General features: G+C 59.6%; 22 protein-coding genes. 6 read left to right on the top strand and 16 right to left on the bottom strand.

Going from position 1 to position 19,091, the window contains the following annotated elements; genetic code table 11:
• Window positions 1-214: 214 nt before the first annotated feature.
• The 16 genes from ACT53S_RS02885 to flgF form a co-directional block, all read right to left on the bottom strand.
• Window positions 215-1,393, bottom strand: coding sequence for a flagellin N-terminal helical domain-containing protein (locus ACT53S_RS02885; protein WP_113377190.1), 1,179 nt, complete (start codon window positions 1,391-1,393; stop codon window positions 215-217).
• A 424-nt stretch (window positions 1,394-1,817) separates the two neighbouring features.
• A complete protein-coding gene (locus tag ACT53S_RS02880) occupies window positions 1,818-2,996 on the bottom strand; it encodes a flagellin N-terminal helical domain-containing protein (protein WP_113377189.1) in 1,179 nt (392 codons plus the stop codon).
• Window positions 2,997-3,246: 250 nt separating this feature from the next.
• Window positions 3,247-4,425: a flagellin N-terminal helical domain-containing protein gene (locus ACT53S_RS02875; protein WP_113377188.1), complete on the bottom strand. Its 1,179-nt coding sequence runs from the start codon at window positions 4,423-4,425 to the stop codon at window positions 3,247-3,249.
• 238 nt (window positions 4,426-4,663) lie between these two features.
• Window positions 4,664-5,401 carry a flagellar type III secretion system pore protein FliP gene (gene fliP, locus ACT53S_RS02870; protein WP_113377187.1) on the bottom strand — a complete coding sequence of 246 codons (738 nt, stop codon included), beginning with the start codon at window positions 5,399-5,401 and terminating at the stop codon, window positions 4,664-4,666.
• A complete protein-coding gene (locus ACT53S_RS02865) occupies window positions 5,398-5,910 on the bottom strand; it encodes a flagellar basal body-associated FliL family protein (RefSeq protein WP_142073940.1) in 513 nt (170 codons plus the stop codon). The genes fliP and ACT53S_RS02865 overlap by 4 nt, the downstream gene beginning before the upstream one ends.
• 26 nt (window positions 5,911-5,936) lie before the next feature.
• Window positions 5,937-6,656, bottom strand: a complete 720-nt coding sequence (gene flgH / locus ACT53S_RS02860) for a flagellar basal body L-ring protein FlgH (protein WP_113377185.1) — start codon at window positions 6,654-6,656, stop codon at window positions 5,937-5,939.
• Window positions 6,653-7,198 carry a MotE family protein gene (locus ACT53S_RS02855; protein WP_476065850.1) on the bottom strand — a complete coding sequence of 182 codons (546 nt, stop codon included), beginning with the start codon at window positions 7,196-7,198 and terminating at the stop codon, window positions 6,653-6,655. The genes flgH and ACT53S_RS02855 overlap by 4 nt, the downstream gene beginning before the upstream one ends.
• A complete protein-coding gene (locus tag ACT53S_RS02850) occupies window positions 7,195-8,316 on the bottom strand; it encodes a flagellar basal body P-ring protein FlgI (protein ID WP_113377183.1) in 1,122 nt (373 codons plus the stop codon). Before ACT53S_RS02850 ends, ACT53S_RS02855 begins: the two co-directional genes overlap by 4 nt.
• A complete protein-coding gene (gene flgA, locus ACT53S_RS02845) occupies window positions 8,313-8,789 on the bottom strand; it encodes a flagellar basal body P-ring formation chaperone FlgA (protein ID WP_113377182.1) in 477 nt (158 codons plus the stop codon). The genes ACT53S_RS02850 and flgA overlap by 4 nt, the downstream gene beginning before the upstream one ends.
• 17 nt (window positions 8,790-8,806) lie before the next feature.
• Window positions 8,807-9,595, bottom strand: coding sequence for a flagellar basal-body rod protein FlgG (gene flgG / locus ACT53S_RS02840; RefSeq protein WP_113377181.1), 789 nt, complete (start codon window positions 9,593-9,595; stop codon window positions 8,807-8,809).
• Between the two features lie 15 nt (window positions 9,596-9,610).
• Window positions 9,611-9,949: a flagellar hook-basal body complex protein FliE gene (fliE, locus tag ACT53S_RS02835; protein ID WP_113377180.1), complete on the bottom strand. Its 339-nt coding sequence runs from the start codon at window positions 9,947-9,949 to the stop codon at window positions 9,611-9,613.
• The gene (gene flgC, locus ACT53S_RS02830; protein ID WP_113377179.1) at window positions 9,946-10,368 is read right to left on the bottom strand and encodes a flagellar basal body rod protein FlgC; all 423 of its coding nucleotides are present in this window, start codon (window positions 10,366-10,368) and stop codon (window positions 9,946-9,948) included. Before flgC ends, fliE begins: the two co-directional genes overlap by 4 nt.
• A complete protein-coding gene (flgB, locus tag ACT53S_RS02825; protein WP_113377178.1) occupies window positions 10,368-10,763 on the bottom strand; it encodes a flagellar basal body rod protein FlgB in 396 nt (131 codons plus the stop codon). Before flgB ends, flgC begins: the two co-directional genes overlap by 1 nt.
• A gap of 75 nt (window positions 10,764-10,838) precedes the next feature.
• On the bottom strand, window positions 10,839-11,408 hold the full coding sequence (locus ACT53S_RS02820; RefSeq protein WP_113377177.1) for a flagellar protein: 570 nt from the start codon (window positions 11,406-11,408) through the stop codon (window positions 10,839-10,841).
• A 2-nt stretch (window positions 11,409-11,410) separates the two neighbouring features.
• Window positions 11,411-12,802 carry a flagellar protein export ATPase FliI gene (fliI, locus tag ACT53S_RS02815; protein ID WP_113377176.1) on the bottom strand — a complete coding sequence of 464 codons (1,392 nt, stop codon included), beginning with the start codon at window positions 12,800-12,802 and terminating at the stop codon, window positions 11,411-11,413.
• 18 nt (window positions 12,803-12,820) lie between these two features.
• Window positions 12,821-13,555, bottom strand: coding sequence for a flagellar basal-body rod protein FlgF (gene flgF, locus ACT53S_RS02810; protein WP_113377175.1), 735 nt, complete (start codon window positions 13,553-13,555; stop codon window positions 12,821-12,823).
• Window positions 13,556-13,777: 222 nt separating this feature from the next.
• Between flgF and motA the strand changes: the two genes are divergently transcribed.
• The 6 genes from motA (at window position 13,778) to ACT53S_RS02780 (ending at window position 19,091) form a co-directional block, all read left to right on the top strand.
• Window positions 13,778-14,656, top strand: a complete 879-nt coding sequence (motA, locus tag ACT53S_RS02805; protein ID WP_113377174.1) for a flagellar motor stator protein MotA — start codon at window positions 13,778-13,780, stop codon at window positions 14,654-14,656.
• Window positions 14,653-15,606: a FliM/FliN family flagellar motor switch protein gene (locus ACT53S_RS02800; RefSeq protein WP_174238577.1), complete on the top strand. Its 954-nt coding sequence runs from the start codon at window positions 14,653-14,655 to the stop codon at window positions 15,604-15,606. Before motA ends, ACT53S_RS02800 begins: the two co-directional genes overlap by 4 nt.
• Window positions 15,607-15,667: 61 nt before the next feature.
• On the top strand, window positions 15,668-16,318 hold the full coding sequence (gene fliN / locus ACT53S_RS02795; protein ID WP_476065849.1) for a flagellar motor switch protein FliN: 651 nt from the start codon (window positions 15,668-15,670) through the stop codon (window positions 16,316-16,318).
• Between the two features lie 28 nt (window positions 16,319-16,346).
• Window positions 16,347-17,384 carry a flagellar motor switch protein FliG gene (fliG, locus tag ACT53S_RS02790; RefSeq protein WP_113377171.1) on the top strand — a complete coding sequence of 346 codons (1,038 nt, stop codon included), beginning with the start codon at window positions 16,347-16,349 and terminating at the stop codon, window positions 17,382-17,384.
• A gap of 181 nt (window positions 17,385-17,565) precedes the next feature.
• Window positions 17,566-18,645 (top strand): flagellar biosynthesis protein FlhB, encoded by a 1,080-nt coding sequence (gene flhB / locus ACT53S_RS02785; RefSeq protein WP_113377295.1) that lies wholly within the window; start codon window positions 17,566-17,568, stop codon window positions 18,643-18,645.
• 5 nt (window positions 18,646-18,650) lie between these two features.
• Window positions 18,651-19,091: a hypothetical protein gene (locus tag ACT53S_RS02780; protein ID WP_476065848.1), complete on the top strand. Its 441-nt coding sequence runs from the start codon at window positions 18,651-18,653 to the stop codon at window positions 19,089-19,091.

The raw sequence follows: 19,091 nt of genomic DNA, 5'->3' as shown, positions 1-19,091 counted from the left end.
CATGCAGACCGCGCGATCGCGCAGCCCCCGTCACAGTTAACAAATCGTTAACGGTGACATCTAACAAGCGTGACCTTGGTTAAGCAAGGCTCATAAGCGCGAAACTGCCAAGAATGAGAAAGGTGAAAAGTTTCGCGCAAGGCAGACGCATGAAATCCGCGCCCCTTTCGGAGCGCGGATGTCAACTTTGCGAGTAATCGGATCAGCGAAACTCTTAACGGAAGAGCGAGAGGATGACTTCCGAAGACGAGTTGGCGATCGACAGGGACTGGATGGCCAGCTGCTGCTGGGTCTGCAGTGCCTTCAGGCGGGTCGACTCTTCGTTCATGTCGGCATCGACGAGGCGACCGACGCCGGAGTCGATCGAATCGCTGAGTGCAGCAACGAATTCGGTCTGCATCTCGATACGCGAAGAAATCGAACCGATTTCAGCAGCGGCGCTCGTCATGGAGGTCAGAGCGGTATCGACCATCTGGATCATGCCGTCGAGGGTGGCCGAGGTGGTCGTGTTGTCGATGGTCAGCGTGGACACCGACGTGGTGACCGAGGTCACGGTGCTGGTGGTGTCGATTGCCCAGAGAGCGCCGGAGGTGTCTTCGTAGGCGACTTCCTGATCGGCAACTGTGGTCTGGTCTACAGCCTTGACCCAGGTGTCGGCCGAAACCTTGACGTAGTTGTCGGTACCATCGTTCGCGTAGCTGCCGTCGAAGACCGAGCTGCCAGCACCTGCGGCGATAACGTCGTCGGTGGTGAAGGAAGCGACAGTTACGTCGGTCGCGATGCCAGCAAGGTTAACGCTGAGGGTTACGGATGCACCTTCAACAGTGTTCGTGGCGTCCAGAATGCCCTGAGTGCCCCCGGTGTCGAACAGAACGTTGGTGGCAGCAAGGGTGTAGTCAACCTTCTTGACCGAGACGTTACCGGAGGCGTCACGAACGAAGGATGCAACAACGCTCTTGTTGACGTCGGTACCGGCAGTGATATCGGCCTGCAGCCAGTTCTCACCCGAGAACGAAGCGGCTTCGGAAATCGAGGTCAGCTGGTCCTGCAGCTGCGTGATTTCTTCCTGGATCTTGTCCTTGTCGACGCCGTCTTCCGTGGCGGCCACGAGCTTTGCCTTAATTTCCTTCACGACTTCGATGGCGGAATCCATACCGGAGTAAGCCGTGTCGACCTTGGCTGCGCCGAGACCGAGCGCGTCGGAAACAGCCGACAGTGCCATGTTGTCAGAACGCATGGTGGTGGCAATCGACCAGTAAGCGGCATTGTCCGATGCATTGCCGACCTTCAGGCCCGAGGAAACGCGACCTTGCGTTTCTTCCATGCCCGAATTGATCGAGCGCAGTGTGGAGAGCGCAGCCATAGCTGCGACATTCGTCAGAATGCTAGTCATATTCAGTGCCCCTTGAATGGCTGATTAAGAAAGGGACATTCCGGAGTCACCGGGAACGAGTGTCAGCGTCATGCCCATCAATTCCCGTTAGGGTTAATGTCTCGTTCTATGGCCTCAACCTAACTGAACGCAGTTAATCAAGAGTGAACTAAGCGACTGATTTTAATTAATAAAATCATAATTGCGAGAAGGTTTCGTTAAACTCTATGACCGCGAAATTAATGGGGCGCACGAAAACCTGCCGCCGTTAACGAGTGGACGCCGCAGCGGTGAGCGAATGCGCGAGAGATGAGGAGCTGGCAACACTGCGGCCCACAACAAGGCTGGCCGGCCGCCACGAACGAAAAATGCCGCGCCCGAAGGCGCGGCATAGAGATCAGGATGATCCAGAAGAAGATGGATGGGCCCCTGCCCCGGCCTCGTCTTAACGGAAGAGCGTAAGAATGACTTCCGAAGAGGAGTTGGCGATCGACAGCGACTGGATGGCCAACTGCTGCTGGGTCTGCAGTGCCTTCAAGCGGGTCGACTCTTCGTTCATGTCGGCATCAACCAGACGGCCGATACCGGTATCGATCGAGTCCGTCAGGCTGGCGACGAAGTTCTGCTGCATCTCAATTCGCGTGCTGATGGAGCCGAGGGCAGAAGCCGCGCTCGTCATCGCTTCCAGAGCCGTATCGACCATCTGGATCAGGCCATCCAACTGAGCATTCGTGGTCAGGTTATCGATGGTCAGGGATTCGACCGAGGCGGTCGCCGTCGTCACAAGGTTGGTGGTGTCGACAGCCCAGAGCGCCGAGGTGGAGTCCTGGTAGGCGACTTCCTGGTCCGGAACCGTCGTCTGGTCTACCGCTTTCACCCAGGTATCGGTTCCGACCTTCACGTAGTTGTCCGTACCGTCAGTGGCATAGCTGCCATCGAAGGTCGATGCGCCTGCGCCGGCGGCGATGACGTCATCCGTGGTGTAGGAAGCCACGTTTACCGGAGTAACGACACCAGCGATGTTGATGTTGAGGTTTACCGAGGCGACCTCGATTGCATTCAGGCTGTCCAGCAGGCCCTGGTCACCCCCGGTGTCGAAGAGAACGTTGGTCGACGACAGGGTGTAGGCGACCTTGGTGACCGAGACATTGCCCGAGGCATCACGAACGAAGGAGGCGACGACGCTCTTCGCGAGGTCCGTGCCGGCCGTGATGTCGGCCTGCAGCCAGTTTTCGCCGGAGAACGAAGCGGCTTCGGCGATCGAAACAAGCTGGTCCTGCAGCTGCGAGATTTCTTCCTGGATCTTGTTCTTGTCGACGCCGTCTTCCGTGGCGGCCACAAGCTTTGCCTTGATTTCCTTCACCACTTCGACGGCTGAATCCATACCGGAATAGGCCGTGTCGATTTTCGCGGCGCCGAGGCCAAGCGCATCCTCAACGGCCGAGAGAGCCATGTTGTCGGAGCGCATCGTGGTTGCGATCGACCAGTAGGCAGCATTGTCCGACGCGGTTTCAACACGAAGACCCGACGATACACGTGCCTGGGTTTCTTCCATGCTGGCGTCGATGCTGCGAAGGGTCTGGAGAGCGGACATCGCCGCGACATTGGTCAATATGCTGGTCATTGAAGTCTGCCCCTTGGATTGGCTGATATAGACAGGGACATTCCGGATAGGCCGGGAACGACGGTCAGCTTCATGCCTGCTAACCTGCTTTTAATGAGTGTTAACCCGTCGTTGCGATGGGTTCATCTAACGTAAACATGGTTAACAATTCTTAAATCGAATTATTAAAAAAACAGGCCGCAGCGTTAACTGCGGCCTGTGTGTCACGAGTAAACCGTTAAGGTTTGAAGAAAGTCCGCTGAAGCTCCGATCAACGGAACAGCGACAGGACGTTCTGCGAGTCGGAGTTGGCGATCGAAAGCGCCTGGATCGCCAGCTGCTGCTGGGTCTGCAGGGCCTTGAGGCGGGTCGACTCTTCGTTCATGTCGGCATCGACGAGGCGGCCGACACCGGCTTCGATCGAGTCGCTCAGATCGCTAACGAAGCTTTCCTGCAGGTCGATACGGGCCGAGATCGAACCGATCGAAGAAGCAGCGCTCGTCATGGAAGTCAGAGCATCGTCAACCATCTGGATCATGCCGTCCAGCTGAGCAGAGGTCGTTGCTGCCGTGAGCGAAAGCGTCGATACCGAAGACGTCGTCGACGCAGCAGTGCTGGTGGTGTCGATTGCCCACAGAGCGCCGGTGGAGTCTTCATAAGCGACTTCCTGATCGGAGACGCCGGTCTGGTCGACAGCCTTGACCCAGGTGTCGTCAGCGACCTTGACGTAGTCAGACGTGCCGTCGTTGGCATAGCTGCCATCGAAGGTCGAGCTGCCCGAGCCAGCGGTGATGACATCGTCGGTCGTGAAGGAGGCAACCGTCACGTCGGTCTGAACACCGGCGAGGTTGACGCTGAGCGTTACGGAGGCGCCATCGATCGTGCTCGTTGCGTCGAGCAGGCCCTGGTTGCCCCCGGTGTCGAACAGAACGTTCGTGGCCGAGAGGGTATAGTCGACCTTCTTGACCGAGACGTTGCCCGAGTCGTCACGAACGAAGGAAGCAACAACGCTCTTCGCCAGGTCCGTGCCGGCAGTGACGTCGGCCTGCAGCCAGTTCTCGCCCGAGAACGAGGCAGCTTCGGCAATCGACGTCAGCTGGTCCTGCAGCTGCGTGATTTCTTCCTGGATCTTCGTCTTGTCGACGCCGTCTTCCGTTGCGGCAACGAGCTTGGTCTTGATTTCCTTGACGACGTTGATGGCGGCTTCCATACCGGAATAGGCGGTATCAACCTTGGCAGCGCCGAGGCCGAGTGCGTCGGAAACAGCCGACAGCGCCATGTTGTCGGACTTCATCGTGGTAGCGATCGACCAGTAGGCGGCGTTGTCGGACGCAGAACCGACCTTCAGGCCCGACGAAATACGGGACTGGGTGTCTTCCATGCTGGCGGAGATCGAGCGGAGGGTGGACAGCGCGCCCATTGCGCTGGTGTTGGTCAGAATGCTGGCCATAGGATTTGTCCCTTAAAAACGAGGTACTAACGGGGACATACCGGACTTCAAATTTACCGGTCACGAACGGTACGGCATCATGCCATTTGGTGCTTTTTCGGTTGCCACCAGACCCGTCGTGCGAGCTCCAAACTCGCAGCCATTTGTTGCCAAGACCTTAAGCCAACCCGGTGCATTCATGCTTCCGGGGCCTATGGTAAACAGGGAAATAATGATTTCGCGGCATGCGTGCCGCATGTCAGGCGAAGGATCGGACCAGGCTTCCGACGAGCAGATTCCAGCCGTCGATCAAGACGAAGAACAGGATCTTGAAGGGGAGAGAGATCGATGTTGGCGGCAACATCATCATACCCATGGCCATGGTGATGGTCGCAACGACCATGTCGATGACGAGAAACGGCAGAATGATAAGGAAGCCGATCTCGAAACCGCGACGGATTTCCGACAGCATGAAGGCCGGTATCAGGACGCGGTAGTCGATCTTACCGTCGGCAATGGTTGCCTGCCCGCGCTCATTGGCGATGTCGACGAAGAGCTTGAGGTCCTTGTCACGGGTATTGGCGGTCATGAAGGTGCGGAAGGGTTCTGCGATCCGCGCCACCGCTTCGGCTTCGGTGATCTGGTTGGCCAGCAGGGGTTGCGCGCCGTTTGTCCACGCCTGATCCATGGTGGGCGCCATGACATAAAAGGTCATGAAAAGCGCCATGCTGGTCAGGATCATGTTGGAAGGTGTTGTCGCCAGGCCCATGCCCGAGCGCAGGATCGAAAACGCGATCAGAAAGCGCGGGAAACTGGTGACCATGATCAGGATGCCGGGTGCGATCGACAGCACCGTGAGCAGGCCGAACGTCCGAATGATCCACGCCGCCACCGACCCGTCGATCGGGGTGTTGAAGATCTCGGTCGGGAACTGCTGGGCCACAGCCAGTTCCGGCGCCATCATCATGACGGCGACGAGGATAAGAAGCCGAATCATTCGATCACAAGGGTTCTGAACATTACCTTGGATACGCGCCCTTCCGAGCGGAGGTCAACTCGCTCCTGGAGGTCATCCTTGAGATATTGAAAGCCCCGGGGACCTTCGACCTGCTGCAGGGAAACGGTGCGCAGATAAGCGAGGATGTCCTGATGAACATCCTCCGCGATCTTGACGTCCGCAGGGCCGTTGAACATCAGGGCGACCTCGACCCGGATCCAGTTTTCCGAGGGATAGGCGAGATTGGTGGTGATGGGCTCCAGGGCCACGACCCCGTTGGCCTCCGTCGAGATATGGGGCAGACCCTCTTCCTTCTTGGCCTCACCATGACCAGCCGCAGGGGCTTCGGCGGCAGCCGCGGCCTCTTCCGCCTGTTTGACCTTCGGGGCCAGCATGGTGCCTATTGCCCAGCCGCCGCCGCCGCCAACGACAGTCAGCACGACAAGCGGAATGACGAGCGCCATCAATCCCGACTTTTTCTTGCCTTCGGCTTCCTGGTTCTCTTCCATCAGTGATCCCTATGCTCCCGCCGTGGTCAGAAGGGCGAATAGATGTCGACGACCTGCTGGCCGATCGGCGGCTGTTGCATTTCCGTCAGGCGACCGCGGCCGCCGTAGGAAATGCGGGCTTCCGCGATCTTGTCATAGGAGATGGTGTTCTCGGCATCGACGTCCTGAGGACGCGCAATACCGGCGACATTCAGGATGCGGATCTCGTGATTGACGCGGACCTCCTGCGAACCGCTGATCAGCAAGTTGCCGTTTTCGAGAATGCCGGTGACAACAGCCGCGATCAGGAGGTTCAACTTTTCAGAACGCTCCGTCTTGCCGTCACCCTTGCTGCTGGTGCTCGAATCGGTCGAGAGGTCGCCCGTGGTGCCGGTGTCGGTAGAGAAGCCGAGGAACTCCTTCACTTCGGCGCCCCATGTCAGAGACGTGCCATTGGTCCGGCTGCGGTCTGTCGCGTTCTTGAACGAGGCCCTGTCGTCGATCTCGATCTTGACCGTGAGAATGTCGCCCACGTTCAGAGCGCGAGCATCCTTGAAGAGTGCCGACTGATTGTCGCTCCAAAGCGAGTATCCGCTCGCGGTCTGCATCGGCTGCTTCGGATAAAGCGCCATTTGCGGGGTCTGGCTGTAGCGGAGACCGGATCCGATCGGGCTCATCGCCGGTGCGTTGCCGATTTCCTTGATGGTCTGGCTCTGGCAGCCAGCCAGGAGGAGAATGGCCAGCAGGGCTGGAGAACGCTTGGTCATGACGGATCCTTCGAAGTGGTGGGGTCGCCGGCGCTCGACATGATCGAGGCGACTGCGGCCGCCTTGTCCGGCTTCATCTCTGTGAGGATGAGGCTCGATTGACGGGGCGGCAGCTTCATGATGATGGCGGCTGCGAGCATCACATCGGTTTCCGCCAGCTGTGGTGCTGCGGCGTCCGGTGCCATTTTGCGATAGATCTCGATGAGCTGCTCATCCGCCTTTTTCATGAACTCGTTACGCCGCGTGAGCCAGTCTTCGTATTCAGCGCGGCGCGTTTCCAGCACCGAAATGCGACTGTCGACATCGGCTTGCAGCTTTTCGAGTTCCTGTTTCTGCAGCAGATAGCGCTGGTCGCGCGCGGCATCGGCGATGCTGGAGCAGAACTGCTTGATTTCAGCCTCGGAAGCCGCGTCGAGCGGCGGCTGCGGTTGTTGCTGGCCCACCGCAATTCCGGCGAAGGCCGGCAGCGTGGCGATCAGGAGGACAGCGGCAACGCTGCGGAGGATGGTTCGGGACGGCGTAAAGGTCTTAAATTGGATCATTGCAGGACGAGCTCCGCTTGCAGCGCACCCGCCGACTTGATGCCCTGGAGAATGGCGATGATCCCGTCCGGTTTGACGCCGATGCTGTTCAGTCCGCTGACCAGGGTTCGTAGGTCCGGCCCCTCGACGACGGCGATCTTGTCACCGGTCTTTTGAGCAATGATGTCGGTCTGGTCCTGGATCGCGGTCTGTCCACGGGAGAAGGGTTCAGGCTGGACGACCTGCGGTGTCTCGGAGACTGTCACGGTCAGCGTTCCGTATGCCACGGCAACGCGGGAAACCCGCACGTCGGCGCCGATCACGATGGTTCCCGTGCGCTCGTTGATCACCACCTTGGCGGGCGAGTCTGTCGCCACAACGAGGTTTTCGATGTCCGCCATAAGACGCGCAAGATCGGCCGTCCGGGGCTTTTGGATAACCACTTCCTGGCTGTCACGCGCTTCCGCGATCGGCGCACCGTAGTTGGCGGCCGAGTAGGCATTGATGGTATCGGCGATCCGCAGCGACGTGGTGAAGTCGGCATTGCGCAACTGAAGAACGAGGTTGACCGCGTCCTTGAACTTGGAAGGCAGTTCGCGCTCGATGATCGCGCCCCCGGGGACACGACCTGAGGTCGTGATGCCTTCCTGAACACTGGCAGCATTGCCTTGCGCCGTGAAGCCGGACACGATGACGGATCCCTGCGCGACGGCGTAGATCTGACCGTCGGCGCCGGTCAAGGAGGTCATGACCAGCGTTCCTCCGCGAAGGGACGTCGAATCGCCGAGCGAACTTGCGGTCACATCGATGCGGCTGCCGGGGCTGGCAAAGGGCGGGAGGTTGGCAGTCACCATGACGGCCGCGACATTCTTGGCGTTCGACTGACCGCCTTGCGTCGAAATTCCGAGGTTCTGCAACATCGCCCGCATGGACTGGTCGGTGAACGGCGAAGAACGCAGGCTGTCACCGGTGCCCTGAAGGCCGACCACGAGGCCGTAGCCGATAAGCTGGTTGTCACGGCCGGACTGCAGCGAGGCGATGTCTTTGATGCGCGAATTCGTCGCCAGCGCCGGCTCGAAGGGAGCAAGCACGAGCGACAGGATGCAGAAGATGATCCGCGTTCTGGAGAGCAATCTCATTTTGCCATCACCTGTACAGTCCCGTCGGCCATAACCGTGCCGGACACGATCGTGCCTGAGTCAATATTGCGCACCTTGATCACGTCGCCGACCAAGGCATCGGTGAGCGGGGTGCCGCTGGCGCTGATCAGCATATTGCCGATCGCAAAGGTCAGGCGGACGCTGCCGCCGCGCTTGACCGCGAAGGCCTCGCGGAGGCTCGCAACCGGGATGGTTCGGCCAGGCAGCAGCGTGCGCTTGGTCACCATGCCCACCACCTCTTCCTTGGTGCGGGCGTAACCGCCGGACAGATTGGGGTTGGTCACGTCGACAACGTTGACCTGGTCGGCAGACACGGTCTCGCCGGGATAGATCACACGCGTTGGAACCACGGCCGTGTCCTTCGCGAACGCGAGACCCGCGCCAAGACCGAGGGTGGCGACGGCCAGCGCCGCAATGCGTGCCAGATATCCGAGTGTTCGGCGAAACCTCATGTTTGCCTCCAGTTGTCTTACTTGAGGTTCTTGCTGACGATCTGAGCCATTTCGTCGGCGGTGGTGATAACCTTGGAATTCATCTCGTAGGCGCGCTGTGCAGAGATCATGTCTGTGATCTCCTTGACGGAATCGACGTTCGAGGCTTCCAGGTAGGACTGCTTCAGGTAACCGAAGCCCGGGTCCTCCGGCACGCCGACGATCGCCTCGCCCGAGGCGGTCGTCTCGGCGAAGAGGTTGTCGCCGAGCGGCTTCAGGCCGGCTTCGTTGACGAAGTTGGCCACGGTGAGCTGGCCGATGTCTGTGTAGTTGGAATCGTTCCCCAGACGAGCAGACACCTGACCGGTGCGGCTGATGACGACTTCGGTCGCATTCTGGGGGATCGTGATCTGTGGGGTGACCAGGTAGCCATCAATGGTCACCAACTGGCCCTGAGCATTCATGTTGAAAGCGCCGGAGCGGCTGTAGAAGGTCTGACCATCAGGGCTTTCGATCTGGAACCAGCCACGTCCGATGATCGCGATATCCAGTTCATTGCCCGTCTGCGTCAGTTCGCCCTGAGTATGAATGTTACGCACGGCAGCGGTCTGAACGCCGAGACCGATATTGGCTCCTTCCGGCACGATCGCCTGATTGGCGCGGTTCGGCACGCCCTGGGCTCGCTCGGTCTGGTAGAGAAGGTCGGTGAATTCTGCACGCGCGCGCTTGAAGCCCGTCGTGTTGATGTTGGCGATATTGTTCGCGATGACCTCAAGATTGGTCTGCTGGGCATCCATACCCGTGGCTGCGATGGCAAGCGCTCTCATATGTCTATACCCCTACTAGATCTGCATCTTCGTGATTTCGAGATAGGCGTTGACGATCTTGTCGCGGAAGGCGATCGCCGTCTGGAGCGACTGCTCCGCCTGCATGACCGCATCGACCACTTCACGCGTGTTCGCCTTGCCGGTCAGACCGTCGAAGGAGGTCTGTTCGGCCTGCTTGAGGTTGTTCGACGCCTGGGTCGCCATGTCGGTCAATGCCGACAGGAAGGTCTCGCCGGTGGACATGCCAGGGGTCGGCCCTTCGGCGGCCTGGCTCTTGGCCGAGAAGATGCTCGACATGGAGTCGAGGCCTTGGGTGCCGGAAATCATGCCGGCCTTTGTGATGGATTCGATCATTGCGAGGCCTTCAGCAGGGCAATTGTCTGGGAAACCATGTCGCGGGTCTGCTTGATGGTCTGCAGATTGGCTTCATAGGTTCGGTTCGTTTCGCGCATGTCGCCCATTTCGATCAGGACGTTCACGTTCGGCATCTTGACGATGCCCTTCTCGTTGGCAGCCGGGTTGCCAGGGTCGTATTCCTCAATGAAATCCGACTTATCGACGCCAAGCTTCTTCACTTCGACAGTCTCGGCGCCGGTCAACCGGTCGAGTTCGCTGCCGAAGGTGATGGTCTTGCGGCGATAGGGATCGGCGCCGGGCGTGTCGCCAGTCGTGCGGGCGTTGGCAATGTTTTCGGAGACGATACGCATGCGAGTGGACTGGGCTTCCAGACCACTGCCCGCGACCTTGAGGGCTGCACTTAAGGGATCGGTCATCAGCGTTTCACCGTCATCAGCATCATGCGATGGAAAGAGGACATCAGGGAGGTATTGAGCTCGTGCTGGCGCTTGATCTCACCGGTCTTGGTAAGTTCTTCCGCAATGGCGACGGAGTTTCCGGATTCCTGCACACCGATCTCATCGTTCAGCTGCGATTCTTCGATGGCGATGTTCTCGTCGCTGAGATCGTTGGATGCCATGTGACCCGGCTGGGTGACGGCCATGCCCTGCACCATGGCTGTCCGGTCCAGAACAGCGTCGAAGGGGGTGATATCCTTGGCCAGGTATTTCGGCGTGTTGGCATTGGCGATGTTCGTCGCCACCACCTGTTGGCGCACCGAGAGCCATTCGGCCTGTCGCGAGGCCAGCTCGAACAACTGGATGGGATTCATGGGCGTCACTCCGTCTTGTACTGTTCGGAGCCTAGGCCGGTAATCTTGCGTGGGACTTGCTCGCCCCGCGCCGCGTCAGTTGTTTTGATAGATGTCACCCGTCGACGTGACGATGACCCACTTGCCGTCCCGCTGTTCGAGCGTGGCGACCCGGCTGTTGTCGGGGAGAATCGACCCCACGCGGACCAGATACATGCCTCCCTGATCCTCGATCAGGGCGCGCCCGTTGGCGACGTGAAGAAGGCGGAATCCACTCTTGCCCGGGAAGGGCTGTGACGTCGCGGGCTCCAGACCCTCCGGGCGCTCCTTGCCCAATGTCGGCACTGTAGCGGTCACGATCTGGTCGACCTGCGGCGGCGCTGCGGGGCTTTCGCCTCCATCATCGTCCTTGTCGACGAGCGCGAGCGGTGAAACGCTGAAGACGTTGCGGCCCGGCCCTTCAGGCAGGTCGCGCGTCCTGGTCCAGTCGGCAACGCGGATGCCGAACTTTTCTTCATTGAAGAAGACGTACCAGGGGAAAAGGGCTGCTCCGCAGGCAAGCGCTATACCGGTGAAGGCGAGCACGCGGTCAACCGTCGGTACGCGCCGCTTGGAACGGCTCGGCACCAACGGCACGACTGGCTCGTCTGCATCGAAATCGGTCATTGTCAGCCCCTCTGCCTCATGCCTGCCTGGCCACCGGCCGCTGCCTTCAGGGCATTCGCCAGGTCGGCATAGGCATCAATTGCCGGCTTGTCGCCCGGCGTCTGTTTCAAGATGTCGTAGATCACCGGGACCTGCTTGATCGCCATGTCGAGGTCGGGATCGGAACCGTTTCGATAGCCGCCGATCAGGCGCAGATCGCGCGTTTCCTCGAAGCGGTGGATCAGCGCCTTGAGGCGCGAGACCAGCTTCTCCTGCTCGGAGGTCCAGGCCTTTCGGGCCAGTCGCGAAATGGAGGTCAAGGGATTGATCGGCGGGTAGCGTCCTTCGTCGGCGAGCGCACGATCAAGCACAATATGGCCATCGAGAATACCACGGGTGGAGTCCGCAATGGGATCGTTGTGGTTGTCGCCATCGACGAGGATGGAGATAATTGCGGTGATCGTGCCTGCCCCTTCGGCGCCCGGGCCGGCGCGTTCCAAGAGACGCGGCAGTTCGGTGAAGACAGAGGCCGGATAGCCGCGGGCAATCGGCGGTTCACCGGCCGCAGTTGCAACCTCGCGGATCGCATGGGCAAAACGGGTCACGCTATCGACGATGAAGAGAACGTTCTCGCCTTTATCGCGGAAGTGTTCCGCTATGGTTATTGCCGTCAACGGTGCCATCTTGCGCAGCATCGGGCTCTCGTCACTGGTCGCGACGATCGCGATCGATTTGGCCATGTTGTCGCCAAGCGTGTCTTCGATGAACTCGCGGACTTCGCGGCCACGTTCGCCAACAAGCGCAATGACCACCTTGTCGAAGGCATCGGCGCGAGCCAACATCGACAGAAGCGTCGACTTGCCGACGCCCGAGCCGGCAAAAATGCCGAGACGCTGGCCAAGGCAAAGCGGCGAGAAGATATCGATGGCGCGCACGCCGGTCTTAAAACCGGTTTCCACGCGGCTTCGCGTCATGGAGGGCGGAGCCGTCGTCGAAATAGGCCGACGTTCAGTGCCCGACGCCAGGGCCGGACCATTGTCGATCGGGTCGCACAGCGCATTCAGCGTGCGGCCACACCAGCTGTCGTCTGGGGCAATCCGAAAAGCTCCCTTGCGGATGACGACATCGTGGATACCGATTGGCTCGCCCGGCTCGATCGGGCAGACATAGCAGACATCCGGCTCGACCCGGATGACCTCGCCAAGATGTATGCCATTCGACGATCGATGAGCGACAAATTCACCCAGCCGCACATGCCGCGAGAGCCCGGTGACGGTATAGTGTCCGGCCGCAATGGTCCGGACATGACCTCCGTGAGTGACGGCATATTCAGGCTTGGAATAACGCTGCGCAAGCGAGACCAGCTGGCCGAGCTTGGGGGAGAGTGGGAGGTCGTCTGTCGCCTGCAATGTCATTAACGTCCCATTTCAGGATCAGGAGCTTCCGCCGAGAATCTTGATCGCGTCACCCATGGAGGCCTCGCTGTCACGGATGAGCGCGCTTACGCTTTCAAAGGCGCGGTTCACCTGGATCAGCTGCGTCATCTGGCTGATACCGTTGACGTTGGAATTCTCGACATAACCCTGCATGACCGAGATTTCCGGATTGTCGACAACCGGTTGCGGGTTGTCGACGGTCGTGACACCGCTGTTTTCATAGCGAAGGAAGCCGTTGCGGACGTCCGCTGTGAACAGCCCGATCGTTGCCACCTGGCGGCCATCCTGCAGGATCTTGCCATCGGCGCCGACTTCGGGCGGCCCGCCGGCACGGTTCAGCTGAATTGGTGCACCACCGGCATCGAGAACCGGATAACCCTTGACCGACACCAACTCACCCGTGTCGGTCATCGTGAAGCGGCCGTCACGGGTCAGAACCTGACCAACGGGCGTGTCGATGGCGAACCAGGCGTCGCCCTTGATCGCAAAGTCGAGTGCATTGTTGGTCTGAGCCAGTTCGCCATTCTTGGTGGAGAGATAGTCGTTGCCCTGGCTGACGAAGGCGATCTTGGCATTCAGGTCGTTGCCTGTTTTGCTCAACATCTCGTCGAACTTCACCTCTGTGGCACGAAAGCCGACGGTGTTCACGTTGGCCATGTTGTCGGCGATGGTCGTCAGGCGGCGTTCGAGCGCCATCTGCGACGACAGGGACACATAGATTCCGGATTGCACTGTATTGCCTCCGATCGAGATGAATATCAGTAAATCATTATTTAACGCAGACTGCCTACGCTTGCTCCTGCTCTTCTGAGCCAAAAGCCTTGTGCGAAACTGTCGGTTCGGACGGCAAGATTTTAGCCGTCTGCCGGCCCAAAAATGAGGCCGTGATTCAGCCTCACGCAAGGCACGAGACGTATCGCTTTCGGTGAAATGTAACGTTCAGGTGCGGGCACAATGAATATCATCATCGGATTTGTGATAACGATCGGCTGCGTCCTCGGCGGCTTCATGGCCATGGGTGGCCACCTCGACGTTCTCATCCAGCCTTTCGAGCTCATGATCATCGGCGGCGCAGGCGTCGGCGGCTTCATCATGGCGAACCCGATGAAGGTGATCAAGGATACCGGCAAGGCCGTCGGTGAAGCCTTCAAGCATTCAGTGCCGACCGAACGCGCCTATCTCGATGTTCTGGGTGTCCTCTATTCGCTGATGCGCGACCTTCGCACCAAGTCGCGCAACGAGATCGAAGCGCATATCGACAATCCCGAGGAATCCTCGATCTTCACGGCAGCGCCGAACCTCCTGAAGAACAAGGAACTGACCTCGTTCATCTGTGACTATGTCCGCCTGATCATCATCGGCAATGCCCGCAGCCATGAGATCGAAGCGCTGATGGATGAGGAAATCGACACCATCCTCTATGACAAGATGAAGCCCTACCACGCGATGACGGCCATGGGCGACAGCTTCCCGGCGATCGGTATCGTCGCGGCCGTTCTCGGGGTTATCAAGGCGATGAGCAAGATCAACGAATCTCCGGAAGTTCTCGGCGGCCTGATCGGCGCCGCACTCGTCGGCACCATGCTCGGCATCTTCCTGTCTTACTGCCTCTGCAACCCGTTGATCGCCCAGATCAAGACCGTTCGTACCAAGCAACACCGCCTCTACATCATCGTGAAGCAGACATTGCTCGCCTATATGAACGGCTCGGTTCCGCAGGTGGCTCTGGAATACGGCCGCAAGACGATCTCCTCTTATGAGCGTCCGTCCATCGACGCCGTCGAGCAGGAAATGATGAACCCCGGCGGCGGCGGTGAAAGCAAGGCAGCCTGACCATGAGCGATACAAGCACTCAGACCCCTCCCGCGATGGATCGAGCACTTCTCGCCATGCTGACCGGCGGGCTCGGCGACGCCAAGTCCTTGCAGCGGCTGTGTGGCGAATTCGGCCAGCTCTACACCGAATTCCTGCCCGACGTCTTTCATAGCGAGACCGGGTTGACGATGCAGGTTCACTACAATGGCCACGAAAGCGGCCTGATGCTGGACCTCATTGCCGAGCTCGGGGACAATGTGGCCTTTTCCGATGGACAGCTGCGGAACTGGTCGCCGAACTTCGTGCTGGCCTGCGGCAACAGCTTCATCATTACCCTGATGGAGAACCTGCTCGGCGCCCTGCCCGAGACGATTCAGGAGCCGATCGAACGGCCCCTGTCGCAGATCGAACTAGACCTTTCGGCGATGGTGTTTGACAAGATCGCCAATGTGCTGCGCTCGGGCGTCAACGCCGCCGGCGGTTTCGAACCGTTGCTGGAAAAGGCGCACAACGCCGAAGACCGGGCGAAACCGGAAGAAGATCACGTCGACGAATATGCCGTGACGGTCAAGATGGGCATTACGCTCGGCACAGTGACCTCGGAATTCTATCTCATCATCCCGCAGAAGGCCCTGCTGAAAACGGTTGTGACGATCCCGAAGTCGAAGAACCAGGCCGGGCGCTCGCGCAAGGAGTGGCAGGAACAGATTGCCGAACAGGTGCGGCGTTCGCAGGTCACGCTCGAAGCGCGCGTGCGTCTCGAGTCCTTGACGCTCGCCACGGTGTCACGCCTCGTCGCCGGCGATGTCATTGCCTTCCGTGACAAGGGTGACGTCATGGTCGACGTCAGCGCGAATGGAAAAGATCTCTATCGTTGCGAATTCGGCCGTGCCGGCGACCGCTACACGGTCCGGGTGAAGGACAATGTGAGCAGTGAAGATGAAATTCTAAAACATTTGATGAGCTAGGCATTTATCGAGGCGAGCCGGAAGGCAGCTTGAGGCAAGTTTCAAGAGGAATAATGGGTCCATGGCAACGAAAAAGACTCCACAGACGGATGCAGACGCACTGGCCATGCCAGGTGCGAGCGACAGCGACTTCGACCAGGCGGTCGATGACCTGCGCGGCGTCCTCAAGGCGGATGCAGATGGGGGCCTTCCGGACATAGGCTCCGACTTCGGCGATTTCGGCGGCGCGAGCGACGACAAGTCGGACCCGCTGGCGGCATTCGAATCCGACTTCGGCGGCGCTGCTGCGAGCACGGATTCGGGCTTCGGCATGAGCGATCTCGGCAGCGACATCGGCGGCGTAGACTTCGGTGGCGGAGATTTCGGCGGCGCTGATCTGGGCGGTTCCAGTAGCTTCGGCGGCGACACGTCCTTTGGTGGGATGGGTGGCACCCAGCAGGAACCCGGCAGTGGCCTGACCGCCAATCTCGATCTGATCATGGATATCCCGATCGACGTGCAGATCGTTCTGGGGTCGAGCCGGATGCAGGTTTCGGGTCTCATGAATCTCGAGGAGGGCGCCATCATCGCGCTCGACAAGAAGATCGGTGAACCCGTGGAGATCATGGTGAACGGCCGGCGCATCGCGCGCGGCGAGATCACGGTTCTCGAAAACGACGATACGCGCTTTGGTGTTAAACTGATCGAAGTGATGGCGACCAAGACATCCTGACCCATGACGGGCCAGAGAGGGCAAGACCATGATGGACTTTGACGATTTTGGCGGCCCCTTAACCGGTAAACCGCTTTCCCAGGCCGACAAGGCAGCCGCCGTGCTGCTGGCCATGGGAAAGGGTGTTGCCGGAAAGCTGCTCAAATATTTCACTCAGGCCGAGTTGCAGACGATCATCGCGTCTGCCCAGACGCTGCGCACGATTCCGCCGGATGAACTGACCGAACTCGTCAACGAGTTCGAGGACCTGTTCACCGAGGGCGCCGGCCTGATGGACAATGCCAAAGCCATCGAAAGCATTCTCGAGGAAGGCCTGACACCGGAAGAGGTTGACGGATTGCTCGGACGCCGTACCGCGTTCCAGGCCTATGAGGCATCGATCTGGGATCGTCTGCAGGATGCGGACCCCGATTTCATCGCCAAGTTCCTGATGCGCGAGCACCCGCAGACGGTGGCCTATATCCTCTCGATGCTGCCCTCCTCCTTTGGCGCCAAGGTTCTGCTGAAGCTGCCGGAAAGCCGACGGGCCGATATCATGAACCGCACCGTAAACCTGAAGAACGTGAGCCCGAAGGCCGCCCAGATCATCGAGAACCGGGTTCATGACCTGATCGCCGAGATCGAGGCCGAGAAGAATTCGACCGGTTCGGCAAAGGTCGCCGAACTGATGAACGAACTCGACAAGCCGGAAGTCGATACCCTGCTGCAGTCGCTCGAATCGATCAGCAAGGACTCGGTCAACAAGGTGCGGCCGAAGATCTTCCTGTTCGAAGACTTGCTTGCCATGCCGCAGCGCAGCCGCGTCTTGCTGCTCAACGACATCTCCGGCGACATTCTGACCATGGCGCTGCGCGGCGCCAACGCCGAGATCAAGGAATGCGTGCTGGCATCCATCAGCCCGCGTTCGCGCCGCATGATCGAATCGGATCTGCAATCCGGCACGACGGGCATCAATCCGCGGGAAATCGCGATTGCCCGCCGCGCCGTGGCGCAGGAAGCGATCCGCCTCGCCAATGCGGGTCAGATCCAGCTCAAGGATACCGAAGGCGACAGCCAGGCGGCCTGAGCCTCAGGCTCTGTTGAAAACCACGTGGATCCGCCGCCCGCCGATTGAACCCCGATCGGCGGGCGGTTACGTTTGCTGAGGCGCTCCGAACGATCGCCGGCCGGCGCGCCGCAAACGCGGCCGACTTGATCTTTCAGGGCGCATGGAATCGCCCGGCAAGCCCCCGGGGATGGCGTCGATCATGGCCGACGAAGACGACGACAGCAAAACAGAAGACCCGACAGAGAAAAAGATGCGCGACGCGCGGGAGAAGGGCAACGTGCCCTCTTCGCGCGAACTGCCGATCTTCGCCACTGCCCTCGCCTTCTATTTCTACGCCGTCTTCTTCCTGCCCGGTGGCATCACCCGCATGAGCGAGACGCTCAAGGATATTTTCGAGCAACCGGACCAATGGCGAATCGGCACCGCGGTCGATGTCGTGTCTCTGTTCACGCACCTGGCGTGGGAGATCGGGGCCTTGCTCGCACCGCTGCTGATCATGCTCATCATGCTCGGCGTGGCCTCGAACGTCGCACAGCATCTTCCCGAATTCATCCTGGAGCGAATCACGCCCCAGGTCAGTCGCATCTCGCTCTTCAAAGGTTGGCAACGTCTGTTCAGCGCTCAGGGCATGGTGGAGTTTGCCAAGTCCGTCTTCAAGATCGTCGTCGTCTCGGTGATCATGGTCTTTGCACTCAAGGGGGAATATTTCGGCGTCATCGACGCGATGTTTTCCGATCCGCAGGTCATCTTTGTGAAATTCGCGACCATCATGCAGAAAATGATGATGGTGATTCTTCTGGCGACTGCGCTGCTGTCGGCCGTCGACGTCTTCTGGACCCGGCACCACTGGTACGAACAGCTGCGAATGACGAAGCAGGAGATCAAGGACGAGTACAAGCAGTCCCAGGGTGACCCGGTGGTCAAGGCACGCCAGAGGTCGATCGCCAGGGACCGGGCGCGAAAACGCATGATGTCGAACGTTCCCCGCGCCACGCTCGTGATCACCAATCCCACCCACTTTGCGGTGGCGCTGCGCTATGTGCGTGAGGAAAACGAGGCGCCGGTGGTCGTCGCCAAGGGCCAGGATATCGTTGCCCTGCGCATCCGCGAAATCGCCCGGGAGAACGATATCCCCATTTTTGAGGACCCGCCGCTTGCCCGCTCCATGTTTGCGCAAGTCTCGGTCGATAGCGTCATACCGTCGATATTTTATAAGGCCGTCGCTGAACTCGTGCACCGAGTCTATGCGTCCAAGGCCCCCAAAAGACGGATACGCTAGCCACGATGAAGAAATGCTCCTTTACCAACCAGCGTGAACGCATCGTGGCAGAGGCGATCAGCCCCGTGGCGAGCGAATTGCGCCTTCTCGATGCTGCCGACCTTATTTCACTTCTGCGTTTTGAACTTTACGGAAACTTGTCCGATCTCGTCTCGTCGGCCGCCGAACTGTATTTCCATCCCGGCACCATCGTCTTCGGTTCCGGCGGCGACTATCGGCTGGAATGGGGCGGACCGCCGGAGGTGGTGCTCGATCTCGAAATCAAGCCGCGCGGCATCACGATCTACTCGCAGTTGACCCTGACCGAGGAACACGCTGCCATCGATATCAAGCATATCGCGTTTCACGAAACGTCCGGCGATCCGGACAGCAATACGCGCATTCTGGAAGAGCGGCTGAAGGAAGCGCGCTTCGTCAAGGGACAGGCATCCCCGCTTTACGGATGA

The sequence above is a fragment of the Allorhizobium sp. DMC15 genome (assembly GCF_056314065.1).
The sequence above is the reverse complement of the archived record's forward strand: the minus strand, read 5'-3'. Positions and strand labels throughout refer to the sequence as shown.